Genomic DNA, 19,864 nt, shown 5'->3' on the forward strand with positions numbered 1-19,864 from the left:
GGGCAGGTGGCCGATATCTCCGCATGCGCCCGGGGGCGCCTCCGAATGGGCGACGCGCGCACCGGGTGTCCTCCCCGTATGCGGGCCCGGTTCCGCCTAATCTTCCGGGCATGGCTGCGGCTCACGAACACCTCGCGGACAGCGCGGACGAGGCCCCGATCCCCTTCCGTCAGGCGGTCGAGGCGCTCCGCGCGGCACGACTGCGGCCGGAGATCGAGATCGATCCGACCCCCGCGCCGAAACGGCTCGCCCCGTTCGCGTACGCGCTGGAGGCGGCGGTCGTCGAGCGCGGCGCGGGTCCGGACGGCGAGGACCGGGATCTGGCGGACGGCCGGCTGGTGGTGCTGCACAACCCGGCCGGGGACGAGGCATGGCACGGCACGTTCCGGGTGGTGACGCTGGCGCGGGCGGAGCTGGAGCCGGAGATGGGCGCCGATCCGCTGCTGCCGGAGGTGTCCTGGTCGTGGCTCACGGGGGCGCTGGACGCGCGCGGGGTGCACTACGGCGCACCGAGCGGGACGGTCACCCGGGCCGGCTCGTACTACTTCGGCGGGCTCGCGGCGCGTGAGCCGGCGACCCAGATCGAGATCCGGGCGTCCTGGACGCCGGCCGAGGGCCCCGGCGGGGTGCCGGATCTGGCGGCGCACCTGTCGGCGTGGTGCGATCTTCTGTGCCAGGTCGCGGGCCTGCCGCCGGCCCCGCTCGACATGACGACGCGCGGCGGGATCGTGCCGCTGCCGCAGCGCCGCGGCGCCCAGCCGCGCTGAATTACGCACTCCCCGGGACCGGGCCGCGGTGTTCCCACACCGTCGGCCCGGCGGTCGTTTCGCTGCCCGCCCGCCCCGCCGGCTCCCCTGACGAGGTCCGGTGACGAGGTCCGGGCGGCATCGCGTACGGCTTTGATCATCTCGGTGCGCACCGGGTGCTCACCGTGATCGATCACGCATCCGATTTGCCCGAATTGCCCCTAACTAAATCGTGATCAAAGTCTAAAGTCCCGCCGGTTTGCTGCCGAAGAGGTCAGTGACCCTTCAAACACGGATCATTCCGGCTCCCCCAAGTCGGCGTCCGTCCCCCGCCACTCCCCCCAGGAGGCCCGGTGTCTGTTCTTCTCGAGCAACCTTCGAGCCTGGTCGCCTACCGCCCGAACAAGCCGACGGCCATGGTCGTCGTGGCCGACCCTCGCGTGCGCTCCACCGTCACCCGCCACCTGTGGGCCCTCGGAGTGCGCGACGTGATCGAGGCGTCGTCGATCGCGGAGGCCCGTCCCCGCGTCGGCAATCCGCGCGACATCTGCGTTGCCGACGTCCACCTTCCCGACGGCTCCGGCCTCACGCTGCTGTCCGAGACCCGGGCGGCGGGCTGGCCGAACGGCCTCGCGCTGTCCGCGGCCGACGACATCGGTGCCGTACGCAACGCCCTGGCCGGCGGCGTCAAGGGCTATGTCGTCACCGGCACCCGCACCAACCTGGGCCTTCCCGGCCGCCCCGGCACCTCGCCCATCGGCGCCAACGCGGCCCGTATGCAGCGCCGCCCCCCGGGCGCCCCCGGTCACCCGGGCGGCTACCGGGAGCTGTCGGGGCGCGAGGTCGAGGTGTTGCGGCTGGTGGCGGAGGGCCAGTCCAACAAGGCCATCGGCGTCTCGATGGGGCTGTCGGCGCTGACCGTCAAGAGCCATCTCGCCCGTATTGCCCGCAAGCTCGGCACCGGCGACCGGGCCGGAATGGTGGCCGTCGCCCTGCGCACCGGCATCATTCACTGACCGTCCACACGACCGGCTCGCCCGTCGAGGGAACGTTCCCTCGACGGGCGACGTGCATACACAGATACCCTTGACTGGTGACCGACGCCCAAAAGACCGCAGCAGACACGACACTGCGAGCAACCGGAGACTCGCCTCCGGACCCCCGACCGGCGCCGGTCCCTCTCCTGGAGCCCCGCGAGGGCATCCCCCCGGTGACCGCCACGGACGAGGCACTCGCCGAGGTCGTGGCCGCCTTCGCGGCCGGTACGGGCCCGGTGGCCGTCGACGCCGAGCGGGCCTCGGGCTACCGCTACGGTCAGCGCGCCTACCTCGTACAGCTGCGCCGCGAGGGCGCCGGCAGTGTGCTGGTCGACCCGGTCGGCTGCCCCGACCTGTCGGCGCTGGGGGAGGCGATCGGCGACGCCGAGTGGGTGCTGCACGCCGCCACCCAGGACCTGCCGTGTCTGCGTGACATAGGGATGGTCCCCACCCGGCTGTTCGACACCGAGCTGGCCGGGCGGCTGGCCGGCTTCGCCCGGGTCGGCCTGGGCGCCATGGTCGAGAACGTCCTCGGCTACGCCCTGGAGAAGGGCCACTCCGCCGTCGACTGGTCCACCCGCCCGCTGCCCGAGCCCTGGCTGCGCTATGCCGCGCTCGATGTCGAGCTGCTGGTGGATCTGCGGGACGCGCTGGAGGAGGAGCTGACGCAGCAGGGGAAGCTGGAGTGGGCCCGGCAGGAGTTCGCGGCGATCGCCGCCGCTCCCCCGCCGCCGCCCCGCAAGGACCCCTGGCGCCGGACGTCCGGCATGCACAAGGTCCGCCGGCGCCGCCAGATGGCGGTCGTACGGGAGCTGTGGACGGCCCGTGACCAGGTCGCCCAGCGGCGCGATGTCTCGCCCGGGAAGGTGCTGGGGGATGCCGCGATCGTGGAGGCGGCGCTGAGCCTGCCGCCGAACAGTCACGCGCTGGCGGGGCTGCCCGGCTTCGGCCACCGGATGGGCCGCCGGGCGCTGGAGCAGTGGCAGGCCGCCGTGGACCGCGCCCGTGCGCTGCCCGAGAGCGAGTTGCCGCAGCCCGGCCAGCCGCTCAACGGCCCGCCGCCGCCCCGTGCCTGGGCCGACAAGGACCCGGCCGCCGCGGCCCGGCTGTCGGCCGCCCGCGCGGCGGTCACCGCGCTCGCCGAGAACCTGAATCTCCCGCAGGAGAACTTGATCACTCCGGACACGGTGCGCCGGCTGTGCTGGGAGCCGCCGGCCGAGCCGACCCTGGAAGCGGTCGCCGAGGTGCTGTCCGGCCACGGCGCGCGCCCCTGGCAGATCGAGCAGGTCGCGCCGATCCTCACCGAGGCGCTGCTGACGGACGCCGGCTGACGCGGCCGCCCCGGGCGGAGCGGGACTCCGGCCCGGGGCGGAAGGGGTGGTCGCTCAGTCCTGATCGACGTGCATCCACAGGACCTTGCGGTTGGTCGCGTCGATCTCGTACGTGGTCTCGTTCCAGTCGTCGGTGGTCACCACGCCCACCGTCCACGCCACGGTGTCGTTGTTGCCGTGGTCGGCGTCGCCGAGCTCGATGGTGGTGACGGTGCCCTTCGTCTTCTCGGTGGCCGTCTCCGCGGCCTGCTGGGCCGTGACGGTGGCCTTGGACAGCCGGGCGGCCAGCTGCTGCTTGTCATCGGGATCGTCAGACTGGGGCTGCGGCTTCTGGGCCTGGCCGGAGACCGCGTCGACGCGCACCTCGTACGCCTTCCCGTCGGTCGTCCCCACCACGGTGTCCCAATACGGGCTGGCGGGCGTCCCCTTGAGCTCCGCGGCGATCGCCTCCGAGGACGGGACGGCCGCGATCGCGGCCTTCAGCGCCTGCTGGTAGTCCGTCTTGGCCTTGGGGATCAGAGCCTTGCGCTGGGCCTGGTCCGCGCTGAGCGAACCGCTCGGCGAGGCGGCGGTGGCGGGCACCGCCCGCGAGGGGGCCGCGCTCTTCTGGGGGCCTGCCGTGTCGCTGCCGCTGTTCCCGCAGCCCGACAGCAGCGCGCCCGCGGCGGCGACGGCACAGACCAGTCCGATCGTGCGCGGGCCCGCCGGACGTCCGCGCCGGACCACGACACCACTCCTATTCGTATCCATATGGGCACTTTAGGTGTGTGATGGGATGAATTGCGCCAAGACCCGACGGTATTCGGCTCTTTTCGATCGCCGGTTTCCGCCGGTTGTGGCGCCGCCGCGCGGCAGCCCGGGCGTCCGCCGGGTGTGACCTTCAACGCTCCGGGCGGTGGGGGTGTGCAGCTTGGTTACCCGTAAGTAGCATGTCGGTGTGAAGCGCCCCTCGGGGCGCCCCGCAGCAGCAGTGCCATCCCGCACCTGGAGGAGAGCCAACGTGCCTCGTACCGCTAGGGACGTCGTCTTCGTCGACGGCGTCCGCACCCCGTTCGGCAAGGCGGGCCCGAAGGGCATCTACCACGAGACCCGCGCCGACGATCTCGTCGTGAAGGCCATCCGGGAGCTGCTGCGCCGCAACCCGGCCCTGGACCCCGCGAAGATCGACGAGGTCGCCATCGCCGCGACCACCCAGATCGGTGACCAGGGTCTGACCATCGGCCGCACGGCCGGCATCCTGGCGGGCCTCCCGCAGTCCGTCCCCGGCTACTCCATCGACCGCATGTGCGCCGGTGCGCTGACCGCCGTCACGGCGACCGCCGGCTCCATCGCCTTCGGTGCGTACGACGCCGTCATCGCCGGTGGTGTCGAGCACATGGGCCGCCACCCCATGGGCGAGGGCGTCGACCCCAACCCGCGGTTCGTGAGCGAGAAGCTCGTCGACCAGTCGGCCCTGTTCATGGGTATGACGGCGGAGAACCTCCACGACCGCTACCCGCACATCACCAAGCAGCGCGCCGACGAGTACGCGGTGCGCTCGCAGGAGAAGGCGGCGAAGGCGTACGCGAACGGCAAGATCCAGCAGGATCTGGTGCCGATCTCGGTGCGCAACACCAACGCGGAGGTCGGCGAGACGGGCTGGGGCCTGGTCACCGCCGACGAGCCGATGCGTCCGGGGACGACCCTGGAGAACCTCGCGGGCCTGAAGACGCCGTTCCGTACGCACGGCCGCGTCACCGCCGGTAACGCCGCCGGCCTCAACGACGGCGCCACCGCCTCGATCGTCGCCTCCGAGGACTTCGCGCGGGAGCACAACCTCCCGGTCAAGATGCGCCTGGTCTCCTACGCCTTCGCCGGCGTCGAGCCCGAGGTCATGGGCTACGGCCCGATCCCGGCCACCGAGAAGGCGCTCGCCAAGGCGGGCCTGGGCATCGAGGACATCAACCTCTTCGAGATCAACGAGGCGTTCGCCGTGCAGGTGCTCGCCTTCCTCGACCACTACGGCATCGCGGACGACGACGCGCGCGTCAACCAGTACGGCGGCGCCATCGCCTTCGGCCACCCGCTGGCCTCCTCCGGTGTGCGGCTGATGACGCAGCTGGCCCGGCAGTTCGAGGAGCAGCCGGAGGTCCGCTACGGCCTGACCACCATGTGCGTCGGCTTCGGCATGGGCGCGACGGTCATCTGGGAGAACCCGAACCACAAGGACGCCGGAGGCGACAAGTGAGCGAGCGCAGCGAGGGAACAATGGATAGGTGCAGCATGTGCGCATGCTCGACCGAGCGAAGCGAGGGAGCGGCATGAGCACCACCACCACCGCCGAACTCCTGAAGGGTGCGGCCGAGCTGTTCCCGGACGAGGTCGTCACGTCGGCGCACGTCCGCCACCTCGATCTGCCGTACGGCGCGGGCAAGTTCGCGCTGATCACGCTCGACAACGGCTTCGACCACACCAAGCCGACCACCTTCGGTCCGGGCTCGCTGGCGAACCTCAACGCCGCGATCGACCAGGTCGAGAAGGAGGCCGCGGACGGCGACATCGTCGGCGTCGGCCTCACCGGCAAGCCGTTCATCTTCGCCGTCGGCGCCGACCTCAAGGGCGTCGAGCTGCTGAAGAAGCACGAGGACGCGCTGGCCATCGGCAAGGGCGGCCACGAGGTCTTCAAGCGGCTGTCGAAGCTGGCCGTGCCGACCTTCGCGTACTACAACGGTGCGGCGATGGGCGGCGGCGTCGAGGTCGGTCTGCACTGCTCGTACCGCACGGTCTCCCAGGCCGCGCCCGCCTTCTCGCTGCCCGAGGTCTTCCTCGGTCTCGTCCCCGGCTGGGGCGGCTGTGCGCTGCTGCCGAACCTCATCGGCGCGGACAAGGCCGTCTCGGTCATCATCGAGAACTCGCTCAACCAGAACAAGCAGCTCAAGGGCCGGCAGGTCTTCGATCTCGGCATCGCGGACGCGATCTTCGAGGGCGCGGACTTCCTGGAGCAGTCGCTGATCTGGACCGCGAACGTCCTCAAGGGCGACGTGACGGTCGAGCGCCCCGAGATCGACCGCGGTGAGGGCTGGGACCAGGCCGTCGCCAAGGGCAGGTTCATCGCCGACGGCAAGGTGCACGGCGCCGCCCCGGCCGCCTACCGCGCGCTGGACATCATCGCGGCCGCCAAGGACGGCGACCTCCAGGCCGGTTTCGACGCCGAGGACCAGGCCCTGGCGGACCTGATCATGGGCGGCGAACTCCGCGCCGGCATCTACTCGTTCAACCTGGTGCAGAAGCGCGCCAAGCGACCCGCCGGTGCGCCGGACAAGAACCTGGCGCGTCCGGTCAGCAAGGTCGGTGTCGTCGGCGCCGGTCTGATGGCCTCGCAGCTGGCCCTGCTGTTCCTGCGCCGCCTGGAGGTGCCGGTCGTGCTGACCGACATCGACCAGGAGCGCATCGACAAGGGTGTGGGCTATGTCCACGCCGAGATCGACAAGCTGCTCGGCAAGGGCCGGATCAACCAGGACAAGGCCAACCGCCTCAAGGCCCTGGTCTCCGGTGTCCTCGACAAGGCCGAGGGCTTCTCCGACGCCGACTTCATCATCGAGGCGGTCTTCGAGGAGATCGGCGTCAAGCAGCAGGTGTTCGCCGAGGTCGAGGCCGTCGCCCCGGCGCACGCGATCCTCGCCACCAACACCTCCTCGCTGTCGGTCACCGAGATGGCGTCGAAGCTGAAGCACCCCGAGCGGGTCGTCGGCTTCCACTTCTTCAACCCGGTCGCGATCCTGCCGCTGCTGGAGATCGTCCGCGGCGAGAAGACCGACGACGCCTCGCTGGCCACGGCCTTCGGTGTCGCCAAGAAGCTGAAGAAGACCGCGGTACTGGTGAAGGACGCCCCGGCGTTCGTCGTGAACCGCATCCTGACCCGCTTCATGGGCGAGATCCAGAACGTCATCGACGAGGGCACCCCGGTCGACGTCGCCGAGGAGGCCATCGAGCCGCTCGGTCTGCCGATGTCGCCGCTGGTGCTGCTGGAGCTGGTCGGCCCGGCGATCGGTCTGCACGTCTCCGAGACGCTCAACCGCGCCTTCCCGGACCGCTTCACGGTCTCCCCGAACCTCAAGGCCGTCGTCGAGGCCGGCAAGCGCGGCTTCTACGTCTACGACTCCGGCAAGCCGGAGCTGGACCCCGAGGTCGCCGCGCTGCTCAAGCAGGGCGACTCGGTGCTGACGGAGGAGCAGGTCCGCGACCGCGTCCTGGACGCCGTCGCGCAGGAGATCGGCCTGATGCTGGACGAGGGTGTGGTCGCCGAGGCGCAGGACATCGACCTGTGCCTGATCACCGGCGCCGGCTGGCCCTTCCACCTGGGCGGCATCACGCCGTACCTGGACCGTGCGGGGGTCTCCGAGCGGGTGCGGGGCAAGAAGTTCCTGGCCCCGGGTATCGCGAGCGTGCCCGCCTAAGGGTGCACAGCTGACAGCGAAGGCGCGGGCCGGCTCGGCGGAGCCGGCCCGCGCTTTCGTGTGCCCGGGTCCGGCGGCGGCCCGGCATGGGAGGGTAACGCCATGGATTCCTTGGTCATTGTCGATGCCGCGAATGTCGTCGGCTCGGTGCCCGACGGCTGGTGGCGGGACCGGCACGGCGCGGCGGAGCGGCTGCGCGACGCGCTGCCCGGCTATGCGGCCGGGGGGCTGCCGGGGCTGGTGCCGCCGCCCCTGGAGATGGTCCTGGTGGTCGAGGGCGCGGCGCGCGGCGTCCAGTCCGTCGAGGGCGTCCGGGTGGTACCGGCGGCCGGCAGCGGCGACGACCGGATCGTGCAGCTGGTGGCGGACGAGGGCGCCGGCCGGGACTGTCTGGTGGTCACCGCGGACCGCGAACTACGGGACCGGGTCCAGGCCCTGGGCGCCCGGGTGACGGGCCCGCGGGCGGTGTGGGGGCGGGGGCGCGGCGGGGATTAGGGCAAGCCCTAGGGGGTGCCTTCACGGGTGACCGATGAATTCCGCCGCGCCGCGTCGTCTGCCCTGTGAGAGCGTCCCCTTCCGCGCCCGCGGGAGGCCAGGGACGAGAGGACAAGGAGCGTGCACACCGTGGACCAGGAGAACGTGAGCGCCGGCCTGACGGTCGCCGCGCCCGCCGCGCGGGTGTTCGCGGTGCTGGCGGACCCGACGGCCCATTCCGCGATCGATGGCACCGGCTGGGTGCAGGAAGCCGCCGACCGGGCGCCGCTGACCGAGGTGGGGCAGATCTTCCGGATGGACATGTATCACGCCAACCATCCGGACGGCGACTACCGGGTGGCCAACCAGGTCCAGGTGCTCGATCCGCCGCGCGCCATCGGCTGGCGGACGGGGACGGAGAAGGACGACGGGCGGCTGGAGTTCGGCGGCTGGATCTGGCGCTACGACCTCGCGCCGCTCGGTCCGTCCGGGACCGAGGTCACGCTCACCTATGACTGGTCGGCGGTGCCGCCGTCCGTCCGGGAGTACATCCGGTTCCCGCCGTTCGGCCCGGAACATCTCAGCAACTCGCTGCACCATCTGGCCGGGCTCGTCACCGGCAGGTAAGGGCGTCGTGCCCCGTATGCCACGGCGGGCGCGGCATACGGGGCGAGCGGAGGGCCCGGAAGAGTGCGGGCCGTCAGTCCTTGGCGGGCTGCCGGTTGCGGCGGCCGAGGCGGCTGTGGGAGCGCCCGTACAGGAAGTAGATGACGAAGCCGAGCACCATCCAGATGGCGAACCGCACCCAGGTCTCGGCGGGCAGATTGAGCATCAGCCACACCGAGGCGGCCACCGAGAGCAGCGGCACCAGCGGTACCAGCGGGGTGCGGAAGGAGCGGGGCAGATCGGGCCGGGAGCGGCGGAGCAGGATGACGCCGACGGCGACCACGACGAAGGCGAACAGGGTGCCGATATTGACCAGTTCGGCGAGTTCGTCGATCGAGGTGAAGCCGGCGACGACGGCGACGACGGCGCCCAGCGCGATGGTCGAGCGGTAGGGGGTGCCGAACCGCGGGTGGGACCGGGAGAAGGCCCGCGGCAGCAGCCCGTCCCGGCTCATCGCGAAGAACACCCGGCTCTGGCCGAGCAGCAGAATCATGCTGACGGAGGTCAGCCCGACGGCGGCGCCGAAGCTGATCACGCCGGCGAAGAAGGGCTGCCCGAGGTCCTTGAAGGCGTCGGCGAGCGGGGCGTCGGTGGAGAGCTTGCTGTACTTCTGCATGCCGGTCACGACGATCGACACGGCCACATAGAGGAGAGTGCAGATCGCCAGTGAGCCGAGGATGCCGCGCGGCACGTCGCGCTGCGGATTGCGGGTCTCCTCGGCGGCGGTGGCCACGATGTCGAAGCCGATGAAGGCGAAGAAGACCACGGCGGCCGCGGCGAAGATGCCCATGGTCCCGAAGTTGGCCGGGGCGAAGCCGAACATCAGCTGGGACAGCGGGGCGGCCAGGCCGCCGCCGGCTTCACTGGGCTCGCTGGGCGGGATGAAGGGTGTGTAGTTGGCGCCGTTGATGAAGAAGGCACCGGCGACGATGACCAGCAGGACGACGGTGACCTTGATCCCGACGACCACCGCCGTCACCCGCGAGGACAGCTTCATCCCGAACACCAGAATCGCGGTCAGCAGCAGAACGAGGAGGAAGGCGAGCAGATCGAAGCCGAACCGCCCCTCATGGGTGCCGGACAGAGCGGCGGGCAGATGCAGTCCGGCGGAGTCCAGCAGTGAGCGCACATAGCCGGACCAGCCGACCGCGACCACCGCACAGCCCAGGGCGAGTTCCAGGATCAGGTCCCAGCCGATGATCCAGGCCGGCAGCTCCCCCAGTGAGGCGTACGAGAAGGTGTAGGCCGATCCGGCGACCGGCACGGTGGAGGCGAACTCCGCGTAACACAGCGCCGCCAGCGCGCAGACCACGCCCGCGACGACGAAGGACAGCGCGACGGCGGGCCCGGCCTGTTCCTTGGCGATTTTTCCGGTGAGGACGAAAATCCCGGTGCCGATGACGACACCGACACCGAAGACGGTCAGATCGAGCGCCGACAGGGACTTCTTGAGCGTGTGCTCCGGCTCCTCGGTATCCCGGATCGACTGTTCTACAGTCTTCGTCCGGAACAGACCGCGATTGCGGCGTGAATCGTGTGGTGTGCCGTGCTGTGTGCTCATGGGCGAACCTCCGCCTGGACGACCCTCGCAACTCTCCTGAACTGACCGAGTCTCCGCAATGTCGGGAAACAGTCAGCTTCGGCGGGCCTCCGGACGGAGGGGATTCACCCGATGGGGTGCGGCCGTACGTATGCCGATGGGCCGGGCGGGACATCCGTACGGATGACCGGCCCGGCCCATCGTGCCGTCGGCGGAATCAGTCGCGGGTGGCCTCGGCCGGCTCGGCCGCACCCTTGGCGCGGGCGTCCTCGGAGGCGTCCACGGGGTCGTCGGCGGAGTCTTCCCCGGCCGGCCGGAGCGGGGGCTGGGGCAGCCCGTCGATCTTGGAGACCAGGCCGGTGACCTGGCGGGCGATGTCCGGTGCGGTGAGCCCGATCTCCGCCATGACCTCCTTGCGGGAGGCGTGGTCGAGGAACTGCTCGGGGATGCCGAAGTCGCGCAGCGGCAGATCCACACCCGCGTCGCGCAGCGCCTGGGCGACGGCCGAACCGACGCCGCCGGAACGGACGTTGTCCTCGACGGTGACCACGACCCGGTGCTTGGCGGCCAGCCCCGGCAGCGCCGCGTCGACCGGCTTGACCCAGCGGGGGTCGACGACCGTGGTGGAGATGCCCTGCTTGTCCAGCAGGTCGGCGATCTCCAGGCACATCGGGGCGAGCGCGCCGACGGACACCAGGAGGACGTCGGGCCGGGTGACGCCCTCGGCGGGCTCGCGCAGCACGTCCATGCCGCCGACCCGTCCGACGGCCTCCACGGCGGGGCCGACGGCGCCCTTGGAGTAGCGCACCACGGTGGGCGCGTCATCGACCTCGACGGCCTCCCGCAGCTGGGCGCGGACCTGGTCGGCGTCGCGCGGCGCGGCGATCCGCAGGCCGGGGACGACCTGAAGGATCGACATGTCCCACATGCCGTTGTGCGAGGCGCCGTCGGTGCCGGTGATGCCGGCCCGGTCCAGCACGAAGGTGACGCCGCACTTGTGCAGCGCGACATCCATCAGCACCTGGTCGAAGGCGCGGTTGAGGAAGGTGGCGTAGACCGCGAAGACCGGGTGCAGACCGCCGGTGGCCATGCCCGCGGCGGAGACCGCCCCGTGCTGCTCGGCGATGCCGACGTCGAAGACGCGGTCGGGGAAAGCCTTGGCGAACTTGTCCAGGCCGACGGGCTGGAGCATGGCCGCCGTGATGGCGACGATGTCCTTGCGCTCCTTGCCGAGCTCGACCATCTCGTCGCCGAAGACGGAGGTCCAGTCCTTGCCGCCCGAGGAGATGGGCAGGCCGGTGTCGGGGTGGATCTTGCCGACGGCGTGGAAGCGGTCCGCCTCGTCCTGGAGGGCGGGCTGGTAGCCGCGGCCCTTTTCGGTGAGGCAGTGCACGATGACCGGGCCGCCGAAGCGCTTGGCGCGCGTCAGCGCGGACTCCAACGCCTCGATGTCATGACCGTCGATCGGGCCGACGTACTTCAGGCCCAGGTCCTCGAACATGCCCTGCGGGGCGATGAAGTCCTTCAGGCCCTTCTTGGCGCCGTGCAGGGTCTCGTAGAGCGGTTTGCCGACGACGGGCGTGCGCTCCAGCAGGTCCTTTCCGCGGGCCAGGAAGCGCTCGTAGCCGTCCGTGGTGCGGAGCGTGGCCAGGTGGTTGGCGAGGCCGCCGATGGTCGGGGCGTAGGAGCGCTCGTTGTCGTTGACGACGATGACGAGCGGGCGGTCCTTGGCGGCGGCGATGTTGTTGAGCGCCTCCCAGGCCATGCCGCCGGTCAGCGCGCCGTCACCGATGACCGCGGCGACCCGGTCGTCGCAGCCGCGCACCTCGTTGGCCTTCGCGATGCCCTCGGCCCAGCCCAGGACCGTGGAGGCGTGGCTGTTCTCGATGACGTCGTGCTCGGACTCGGCACGGGAGGGGTAACCGGACAGGCCGCCCTTCGCCTTGAGCTTGGAGAAGTCCTGACGGCCGGTGAGCAGCTTGTGGACGTAGGACTGGTGCCCGGTGTCGAAGAGGACCTTGTCCTTCGGGGAGTCGAAGACACGGTGCAGGGCGATGGTCAGCTCGACCACACCGAGGTTCGGGCCGAGGTGTCCGCCGGTCTTGGACACCTCATCGACAAGGAAGGTACGGATCTCCCCCGCCAGCTGCTCCAGCTGCTCCGCGTCCAGTCGGTCCAGATCGCGCGGTCCCTTGATACGGGAAAGCAGCGCCCTCCCGTCGCCCGCCACCGCCCCGGCCGGACGCGCTTTGCGCGGCACCTCCTGCACCCCTGCCTCCTTGCTGCTTGCTGCCTGCTGCCGTGGATCGAGCTTGCCGATCAGATGAGTCTAATGTCGCGCCCGCCGCGCCGACGCCCGGGCCTTGCGATGTATGTCACTCGGGTGAACCGGGTCCCCGCACACCGCACGACGTACGTCAGCGCACGCGGACCGGCCCCCACCGGATGATGCCCGGTGGGGGCCGGCGCCGTCGTGCGAGGGACGCGGTCAGGTACGTCCGGCCGTCTTCTGCGTCCGGCGGGAGACCGAGTCGATCACCACGGCGGCGAGCAGCACCGCGCCGGTGATCATGTACTGGATCTCACTCGCCATGCCGAGCAGGTTCAGGCCCTGCTGGATCGACTGGATGACCAGCATGCCCAGCAGCGCGGACCAGATCTTGCCCCGGCCGCCGAAGAGGCTGGTGCCGCCGATGACGGCCGCCGCGATGACGTTCATCAGGGTGTTGCCGGAGCCCAGGTTCTTGGTGGCGCCACCGGAGAGGCTGGCGATGAACAGTCCGCCGAAGGCCGCGAGCATGCCGGAGACCGCGAAGACGCTGATCCGGATCTTGTTCACATTGATGCCGGCCCGGCGGGCCGCCTCGGCGTTGCCGCCGACCGCGAAGATCTGCCGGCCGTAGGTGGTGCGGCGCACCACGAAGTCGGCGATGACCAGCACCGCGAGGAACAGCACCAGGGCCAGCGGCAGACCGCGGGCGCCGGCCGGCTCGTTCAGGACATAGGCGACGACGAAGGCGAGCACCGCGACCACGCCGGTGCGCAGCAGGATCTCGCTGAGCGGCCGGGAGGGCAGCGCGGCGGCCCGGCGGCGCTTGCTGTCCAGCAGCAGCGATCCGGCGTAGGCGAGCACCGCGACCACCGCGAGACCGTAGGCGGCGGCCTTGTCCTCGAAGTAGTAGCCGGTGAGGTTCTCCACGACACTGCCGCTCGGCGTGTTGATGGAGCCTTCCTTGCCCATCATCCAGATCTGGAGACCGCTCCAGCCGAGGAATCCGGCCAGCGTGACGACGAAGGCCGGCACTCCGATCTTGGCGAAAAAGAACCCGTGCAGGGCGCCGATCGCCACACCGGTCACGATGGCGATCAGCACCGCGAGCCAGTCGTTGACGCCGTTGGTGACGCTGAGTACGGCCCACACGGCCGCGCCGACACCCGCCACCGAGCCGACGGACAGATCGATCTCGCCGAGCAGCAGCACGAAGACGATGCCGACGGCCATGATGCCGAGGCCGGAGGTGTAGACGCCGATGTTGGCGAGGCTGTCCGCGGACAGGAAGCTGCTGTTCTTGAGCTGGAAGACGACCGCGATGACGAACAGGCCGATGATGACCGGCAGCGAGCCCAGCTCACCGCCGCGCACCCGGCGCTTGAAGTCGTTGAGATAGCCGGCGAAGCCCTGTTCGCGGACGAGCAGACGGGGGTCGACGGCGGCCGCCTGGACGGCTTCCGCTGCGGGGGCGTCCGTGGCGGGGGCGTCCGTGGTCTCCGCGTCCTCGGCCGCCGCGGGCTCCTTGGTGAGGTCACTCATGCCCCGACCTCCTTCTTCACCTGGTCCGTACGCGCCTTGCGGCGGGTCACGGCGTTGTCCGAGGCGCCGGTGATGGCGGCGATGATCTCTTCGTGGGAGGTGCCCTCGACGTCGAAGACACCGTTGTTGCGGCCCAGCCGCAGCACCGCGACCCGGTCCGCGACGGCCTGCACATCGGCCATGTTGTGGCTGATGAGGATGACGCCCAGACCGCGCTCCCGCAGCCGCTCGACGAGGTCGAGGACCTGCGCGGTCTGCTCGACACCGAGCGCGGCGGTGGGCTCGTCCAGGATGACGACCTTCGGGTCGCCGATCAGTGCCCGGGCGATGGCGACGACCTGCCGCTGACCACCGGAGAGCGCCGCGACCGGGATCCGGACGCTGGGGATCCGGATGGACAGGGTGTCCAGCAGCTCCTTGGCCCGCTTCTCCATGGCGATCTCGTCGAGGACACCGACGGTGCGGGTCTCGTTGCCGAGGAAGAGGTTGGCGACGACATCGAGGTTGTCGCAGAGCGCGAGGTCCTGGTAGACGGTGGCGACGCCGAGTTCCTGGGCGTCGTGCGGCTTGTTGATGCGGACCGTCGCGCCCTGCCATTCGATGGCGCCGTCGTCGACCGGGTGCACGCCCGAGATGGTCTTGACGAGGGTGGACTTGCCGGCGCCGTTGTCGCCGACGAGGGCGACCACCTCACCGGGGTGGATCTCCAGGGTGACGTCCGTGAGTGCCTGGACGGCGCCGAACCGCTTGGAGATTCCGCGCAACGCCAGCACAGGCGTAGCGGACACGTGAATCATCTCCTTCGCCGCCGTCACAACGGCGGGGATGGTGGTGCGTGGAGCGGGGGGCTTGCGGGGACGGTCCGGCGTCCGCGCCCGGGACGGGCGGCGCGGGTACGGGCCGGTAGGGGTAGGGACCGGTCGCGCGGACCGGCCGGGTGGTGGGAGCCGGCCGGGATACGGACCGGTGGGGTGCGGGCCCGTGGGGATACGGGCCGGTGGAGCTACGGCCGGGCCGGGGCCGCGGGGCGGTGCCACGCGGCCCCGTCCGACCGGGAGCCCGGGGCCGGGAGCCCGGGGCCGGGGCCGAAGGAGCAGGGCCGGGGGCCTGGACCGGGGCCGGGGAGCCGGCGCCGGAAGGCCCGGGGCCTTACTTGATGCCGGCCTTCTCGCACGCCTTCTTGGCGTCGCCGGCGCAGATCTGGCTCGCCTTGTAGACCTTGTCCTTGAGGATCGTGGACGCGATGTTGTCCTTGGTCACGATCTGCGCGTCGTACAGCTTGGCCGGGATGCCCTTGACCTCGCCGCTGAGGCTGTCGACCTTGGTGTCCGTCAGGGAGTCGATCTTCTCGCCCTTGAGCAGCTTGACGGCGATCTCGGCCGTGGAGTCGGCCTGCGGCTTGATCTGCTTGTAGATGGTGAACGCCTGGTCACCCTTGAGGATCCGCTGGAGACCCGCGAGCTCGGCGTCCTGGCCGCCGACCGGGACGTCCACGCCCTTCTGCTTGAGCGCGGTGATGATGCCGCCGGCCATGCCGTCGTTCCCGGAGTAGACGCCCTGGAAGCCGTCCTTGCCGAGCGAGTCGAGGGCGGCGCTCATCTTCTTGTTGGCCTCGTCGGGCGACCAGTCGGGGATGTCCTGCTCGTACGCGACCTTCTTGACCTGCTTGTCGAGGACGCTGTGGGCGCCCTTCTTGAAGAACGGCATGTTCGGGTCGGTCGGCGAACCGTTGATCATGACGACATTGCTGTCCTTGGCCTTGTCGCCGAGCGCCTTGACCAGCGCCTGGCCCTGGAGGCGGCCGATCTTCTCGTTGTCGTAGGACACGTAGGCGGAGATGTTGCCCTCGGCCAGCCGGTCGTAGGCGACGACCTTCACGCCCTTCTTGGCGGCCTGGTTCACCCAGGACTTGGTCGCCTTGTAGTCGACGGCGTCCAGAATGATCACCTTCACGCCCTGGGTGATCAGCGCGTCGAACTGCTTCTTCTGGGTCTCGGTCTCCTGCGCCGCGTTGTTGTACTTCACCTTGCAGTCGCTGCACAGCGCATGGATCTTCGACTCCATGAGCGGGCGGTCGAAGGTCTCGTAGCGGGTGGTCTTGTTCTCCGGCAGCAGCAGACCGATCGTCTTGCTGTCGCCGCCACCCGACTTGGCGCCGTCACCGGCCTTGCCGCAGGCGGCCACGGAGAGCGCCATCGAGACGGCGGCAGTGCCTATGACGACGCGACGCGTCCAAACGTTCATTGGGGTGCCTCCCTGACGAGGCCGCGTCGTTGCGGCCGAGGTGGCTGGAAGTCAACTCGGCCGCCAGCCGACCGTCAAGAAGTAAATCCTTAACGAGATGGCAACGGTGCCATGCGTTAGCTGTGTGAACTCAGCGCGCTCAGGCCAGGGCGGGAGCGTCCGCCGGCTGCACCCCGTCGAGCAGGGTCGAATCGCCCATCTCGCTCAGCACCAGCGCCAGCGCGCCGAGCACCTCCGCCCGGCCGCCGAGAGTGCCCGGGACGATGCCCAACTGCCGTGCCGCGCTGGGGATCGCGTACCGCGACACCGACTCACGGATCGGCGCGAGCACCAGCTCACCGGCCTCGGCGAGGTCCCCGCCGAGCACCACTCGACTGGGATTGAGCAGATTGCACAGATTTGCCACACCACTACCGATATGGCGCCCGACATCCGCAATGACCCGGCGGCAGCCCGGGTCGCCCTCACGGGCCAGCTGGACCACCCGCGCCATGGTCAGATCGGGCCCGTGGCTCGGCTGAAGCAGCGGGAGGACGTACCGGGCCGCGGTGAAGGTCTCCAGGCAGCCACGGTTGCCGCAGCGGCACACCGGGCCGGCCTCGTCCAGCGTGATGTGCCCGATCTCGCCCGCCGTGCCGCCCGGCCCGCGGTAGATCTGCCCGCTGATCACCAGCCCGGCACCGACACCGCTGGCGACCTTGATGTACGCCAGGTCGGCGGCCCCGCGGCCACCGCCCCACACCAGCTCGCCCAGCGCGCCGAGGTTGGCGTCGTTGTCGACGTGGACGGGCACCCCGAGGCGCCCCGAGAGCTCCTGGCCGGGGTTCGTGCCCGTCCAGCCCGGCAGGATCGCCGTGGAGCCGAGCGTCCCGGATTCGACGTCGATCGGCCCGGGCACGCCCAGGCCGACGCCGACGACCTTGCCGGCGTCGATCCCGGTGGCCGCGATCAGTCGGCTGACCAGCTGTTCCGCCCGGTCGAAGCCCTCGGCGGCGGAGGCGTCCACATCGATCGGTTCGGCTTCCTCGGCGAGCACCTGGTGGGCGAGGTTGCCGACCGCCACCCGCAGATGGGAATGCCCGAAATCGACCCCCACGACGATGCCCGCATCACCGGAGAGCGAGACACTGCGCGCCCGCCGTCCGCCCGCCGAGGTCGGCGTCACCTCGACGGTTCCGCCGTCCTTCAACTCGCGAACGATGTTGGAAACGGTGGCCGCGGACAGCCCCGTGCTCCGGGCGATCTCCGCCTGCGTGAGTGAGCCCGCCATACGCACCGCGCGCACGACCCGCTCCAGATTGGCCCGGTGCAGCGAGGACTGCGACCCTGGAGTCTCCATCGACTCATCCACTCCCGTCTGGGGCCAGGGGTGCCTCCCAGCGGCAGCTGGGGAGGCACGACGACCGCCCGCCGACCGCACCCACATCGTCGGGGGGCGGCCATCGATTCAACATGTGAACTCTAAGCAGAACGCCCGCCGGGAAGTCTCGTCAAGGCGTTGAGCCCGGCATGATCGGGAAGCGGCTGATCCGGACACCCGTGAAGGCGGCCCCGCCGTCGCGGAGCCGCCCGGGGAGGCGGGCCGGAGGGCACATCAGGGTGGCGCAAATCTTTCGCCGGGAGCCGGTGGACGCCGGCCCGCCGGACCGCCGGCTTCCGGCCCCTCTCCCTACTTCAGTGCGCCGGCCGTCAGCCCGGCCACCACCTGCCGCTGGAAGACGATGTACGCGGCGAGCACCGGCAGCATCGCGATCGTCAGCCCGGCGAACAGACCGGACCAGTCCCCCTTGTAGCCCTGGCTCACCGCCAGCGCCACCAGACCCTGCGTCAGCATCTTCTTGTCCGGCTCACCGACGTTGAGCACCGTCGGCAGCAGATATTGATTCCACTGGCCGAGGAAGTTGAAGATGCCGACGCTGATCAGGCCGGGCTTGGCCATCGGCAGCATCACCTGGAAGAAGGTGCGGGTGTGCGAGGCGCCGTCGATGAGCGCCGCCTCGGCCACCGAGGTGGGCAGCGTCCGGAAGAACCCGCTGAGGAAGAAGACCGTGAACGGCAGCGAGTAGGCGATATAGACCAGGATCAGGCCGTGGTACGTGTCCAGCAGCGCCATGTTCTTCATGACGAAGAACAGCGGGACCAGCGCCAGGATGACCGGGAAACCCATCCCGCCCACGAACAGGAAGTACAGGAAGCGGTTGCCGGGGAAGTCGAAGCGGGCCAGGACATACGCCGCCATCGAGCCCAGCAGCATCGTGCCGATCAGCGAACCGCCCACGACGATCAGCGAGTTGAGGAAGTACTGGCCCATGTTCGCCTTGTCCCAGGCGCGCGACCAGTTCTCGAAGTGCAGGACCGACGGCAGCCCCCAGGGCGAGCCGAAGATCTCGCTGTCGTCCTTGAAGGAGCTCACCACCGCCCACAGCAGCGGCATGGTGACCAACAGGCCCCAGATCACCAGGACTCCGTGCGAGAAGACATTGAGGACCTTGCCCTCACCGCTTCCGCCGCCGGGGCCGGCGCCGTCCTTCCGCGCCTGGCCGCCGCGCGGGCCGGGCAGCCGCGCCGCGTCCGGAGCCGGTGTGTGCTCCTTCGTCACCCCCGGGAGGTCCGCGGGGTCGGTCTGCGCACTCATCAGAACTCCAGTCGCTCGCGCCGGCCCAGCCGCATGACGACGGCCGAGAAGACGAGGGTCACGATCAGCAGGGAAACGCCGATCGCGGTCGCATATCCGGCCTGACCGTCGCGGAAGGTCTTCTGGTACACGTACAGCGGAAGGACCTCGGTCGCATAGTCGGGGCCGCCCGGACCGACGCTCATGATCTGCACGAAGGCGAAGGCCGACACGTCCAGGGCGAGAATGCCCATATAGATCCAGCCGGTCTGGACGGTGTCCCACAGCAGCGGCAGCGTGATCCGGAAGAAGGTGTTGAAGCGGTTCGCGCCGTCCAGCAGCGCGGCCTCGTAGAAATCCTTCGGAATGGAGCTCATACCGGCGGAGAAGAGCACGACATAGAAGCCGACATTGGCCCACACCATCGCGGCCATCACACACCACAGTGCGATCTGCGGATCCCCCAGCCAGTCCGGCTGTACACCGCCGAGCCCGATCGCGTCGAAGAAGGCGTTGAGCGCGCCGCTCTCCGGGTTGTAGGCGAACTGGAACAGCAGCGCGACGATCGGGACCGACAGCACCTGCGGGAAGAAGTAGAGGATTTTATAGGTGCCCGAGCCGCGCACCCCGCCGATGACCGCCTTCTTCCGGCGGCGGCCACCGACGTTGAGCATGAAGGCGAAGAAGAGCCCGAGCGAGAGCGTCACCACCGGCAGGAGCAGCAACAACGTCACACTGTTGCCCACGGCGGCCCAGAAGACATCGTCCTGGAAGAGGCGCGCATAGTTGTCGAAGCCGACCATCTTCATGTCCGGACTCAGTCCGGTCCAGTCCGTGAAGGAGTAGTAGATGGCCTGCACGAAGGGCGAGATCACGAAGATCGCGTAAATCGCCAGCGGGAGGACCAAGAATCCCGCGATGAAACGGTACTTACCGTGTTTCATGACTTCCGATCCCGTTCTCTG

General features: G+C 70.0%; 16 protein-coding genes. 7 read left to right on the top strand and 9 right to left on the bottom strand.

What is annotated here, in order from left to right; all coding sequences use genetic code 11:
- Positions 1-110: 110 nt before the first annotated feature.
- The 3 genes from ACFWJW_RS05980 (at position 111) to ACFWJW_RS05990 (ending at position 3,114) form a co-directional block, all read left to right on the top strand.
- On the top strand, positions 111-767 hold the full coding sequence (locus ACFWJW_RS05980; protein WP_042159585.1) for a DUF3000 domain-containing protein: 657 nt from the start codon (positions 111-113) through the stop codon (positions 765-767).
- A gap of 332 nt (positions 768-1,099) precedes the next feature.
- Positions 1,100-1,762, top strand: coding sequence for a response regulator transcription factor (locus tag ACFWJW_RS05985; RefSeq protein WP_018536954.1), 663 nt, complete (start codon positions 1,100-1,102; stop codon positions 1,760-1,762).
- A 77-nt stretch (positions 1,763-1,839) separates the two neighbouring features.
- A complete protein-coding gene (locus ACFWJW_RS05990; RefSeq protein ID WP_387235536.1) occupies positions 1,840-3,114 on the top strand; it encodes an HRDC domain-containing protein in 1,275 nt (424 codons plus the stop codon).
- 54 nt (positions 3,115-3,168) lie between these two features.
- Here the strand turns inward: ACFWJW_RS05990 and ACFWJW_RS05995 are convergent, their stop codons facing one another.
- Positions 3,169-3,864 carry a PepSY domain-containing protein gene (locus tag ACFWJW_RS05995; RefSeq protein WP_387235539.1) on the bottom strand — a complete coding sequence of 232 codons (696 nt, stop codon included), beginning with the start codon at positions 3,862-3,864 and terminating at the stop codon, positions 3,169-3,171.
- Between the two features lie 250 nt (positions 3,865-4,114).
- Between ACFWJW_RS05995 and ACFWJW_RS06000 the strand changes: the two genes are divergently transcribed.
- The 4 genes from ACFWJW_RS06000 to ACFWJW_RS06015 all read left to right on the top strand — a co-directional run bounded on the left by ACFWJW_RS06000 (position 4,115) and on the right by ACFWJW_RS06015 (position 8,651).
- Positions 4,115-5,341 carry a thiolase family protein gene (locus ACFWJW_RS06000; protein WP_387235542.1) on the top strand — a complete coding sequence of 409 codons (1,227 nt, stop codon included), beginning with the start codon at positions 4,115-4,117 and terminating at the stop codon, positions 5,339-5,341.
- Between the two features lie 73 nt (positions 5,342-5,414).
- Positions 5,415-7,550 (top strand): 3-hydroxyacyl-CoA dehydrogenase NAD-binding domain-containing protein, encoded by a 2,136-nt coding sequence (locus ACFWJW_RS06005; RefSeq protein WP_387235545.1) that lies wholly within the window; start codon positions 5,415-5,417, stop codon positions 7,548-7,550.
- A 102-nt stretch (positions 7,551-7,652) separates the two neighbouring features.
- Complete coding sequence (locus ACFWJW_RS06010) at positions 7,653-8,045, top strand: NTP pyrophosphohydrolase (protein WP_387235547.1); 393 nt, start codon at positions 7,653-7,655, stop codon at positions 8,043-8,045.
- A gap of 129 nt (positions 8,046-8,174) precedes the next feature.
- The gene (locus ACFWJW_RS06015; protein WP_387235550.1) at positions 8,175-8,651 is read left to right on the top strand and encodes an SRPBCC family protein; all 477 of its coding nucleotides are present in this window, start codon (positions 8,175-8,177) and stop codon (positions 8,649-8,651) included.
- A gap of 73 nt (positions 8,652-8,724) precedes the next feature.
- Here ACFWJW_RS06015 and ACFWJW_RS06020 read toward each other — a convergent pair whose 3' ends face one another.
- From ACFWJW_RS06020 to ACFWJW_RS06055, 8 genes are all read right to left on the bottom strand, one after another.
- Complete coding sequence (locus ACFWJW_RS06020; protein ID WP_387235553.1) at positions 8,725-10,251, bottom strand: amino acid permease; 1,527 nt, start codon at positions 10,249-10,251, stop codon at positions 8,725-8,727.
- Between the two features lie 196 nt (positions 10,252-10,447).
- Positions 10,448-12,499: a 1-deoxy-D-xylulose-5-phosphate synthase gene (gene dxs / locus ACFWJW_RS06025; RefSeq protein ID WP_387235556.1), complete on the bottom strand. Its 2,052-nt coding sequence runs from the start codon at positions 12,497-12,499 to the stop codon at positions 10,448-10,450.
- 219 nt (positions 12,500-12,718) lie between these two features.
- Positions 12,719-14,041, bottom strand: a complete 1,323-nt coding sequence (locus ACFWJW_RS06030; RefSeq protein ID WP_387235559.1) for a sugar ABC transporter permease — start codon at positions 14,039-14,041, stop codon at positions 12,719-12,721.
- Positions 14,038-14,838 (bottom strand): ATP-binding cassette domain-containing protein, encoded by an 801-nt coding sequence (locus tag ACFWJW_RS06035; protein WP_078886026.1) that lies wholly within the window; start codon positions 14,836-14,838, stop codon positions 14,038-14,040. Before ACFWJW_RS06035 ends, ACFWJW_RS06030 begins: the two co-directional genes overlap by 4 nt.
- 352 nt (positions 14,839-15,190) lie before the next feature.
- The gene (locus ACFWJW_RS06040) at positions 15,191-16,285 is read right to left on the bottom strand and encodes a substrate-binding domain-containing protein (protein WP_387235563.1); all 1,095 of its coding nucleotides are present in this window, start codon (positions 16,283-16,285) and stop codon (positions 15,191-15,193) included.
- A gap of 139 nt (positions 16,286-16,424) precedes the next feature.
- Entirely contained in the window at positions 16,425-17,624 is a 1,200-nt protein-coding gene (locus tag ACFWJW_RS06045; RefSeq protein WP_387235565.1) for an ROK family protein, read from the bottom strand.
- Between the two features lie 330 nt (positions 17,625-17,954).
- A complete protein-coding gene (locus ACFWJW_RS06050) occupies positions 17,955-18,920 on the bottom strand; it encodes a carbohydrate ABC transporter permease (RefSeq protein WP_387235567.1) in 966 nt (321 codons plus the stop codon).
- Positions 18,920-19,843: a carbohydrate ABC transporter permease gene (locus ACFWJW_RS06055; protein WP_387235570.1), complete on the bottom strand. Its 924-nt coding sequence runs from the start codon at positions 19,841-19,843 to the stop codon at positions 18,920-18,922. Before ACFWJW_RS06055 ends, ACFWJW_RS06050 begins: the two co-directional genes overlap by 1 nt.
- Positions 19,844-19,864 lie beyond the last annotated feature (21 nt).

Origin of the sequence: Streptomyces sp. NPDC127097, assembly GCF_042724075.1 — a bacterium.
GTDB lineage: Bacteria > Actinomycetota > Actinomycetes > Streptomycetales > Streptomycetaceae > Streptomyces.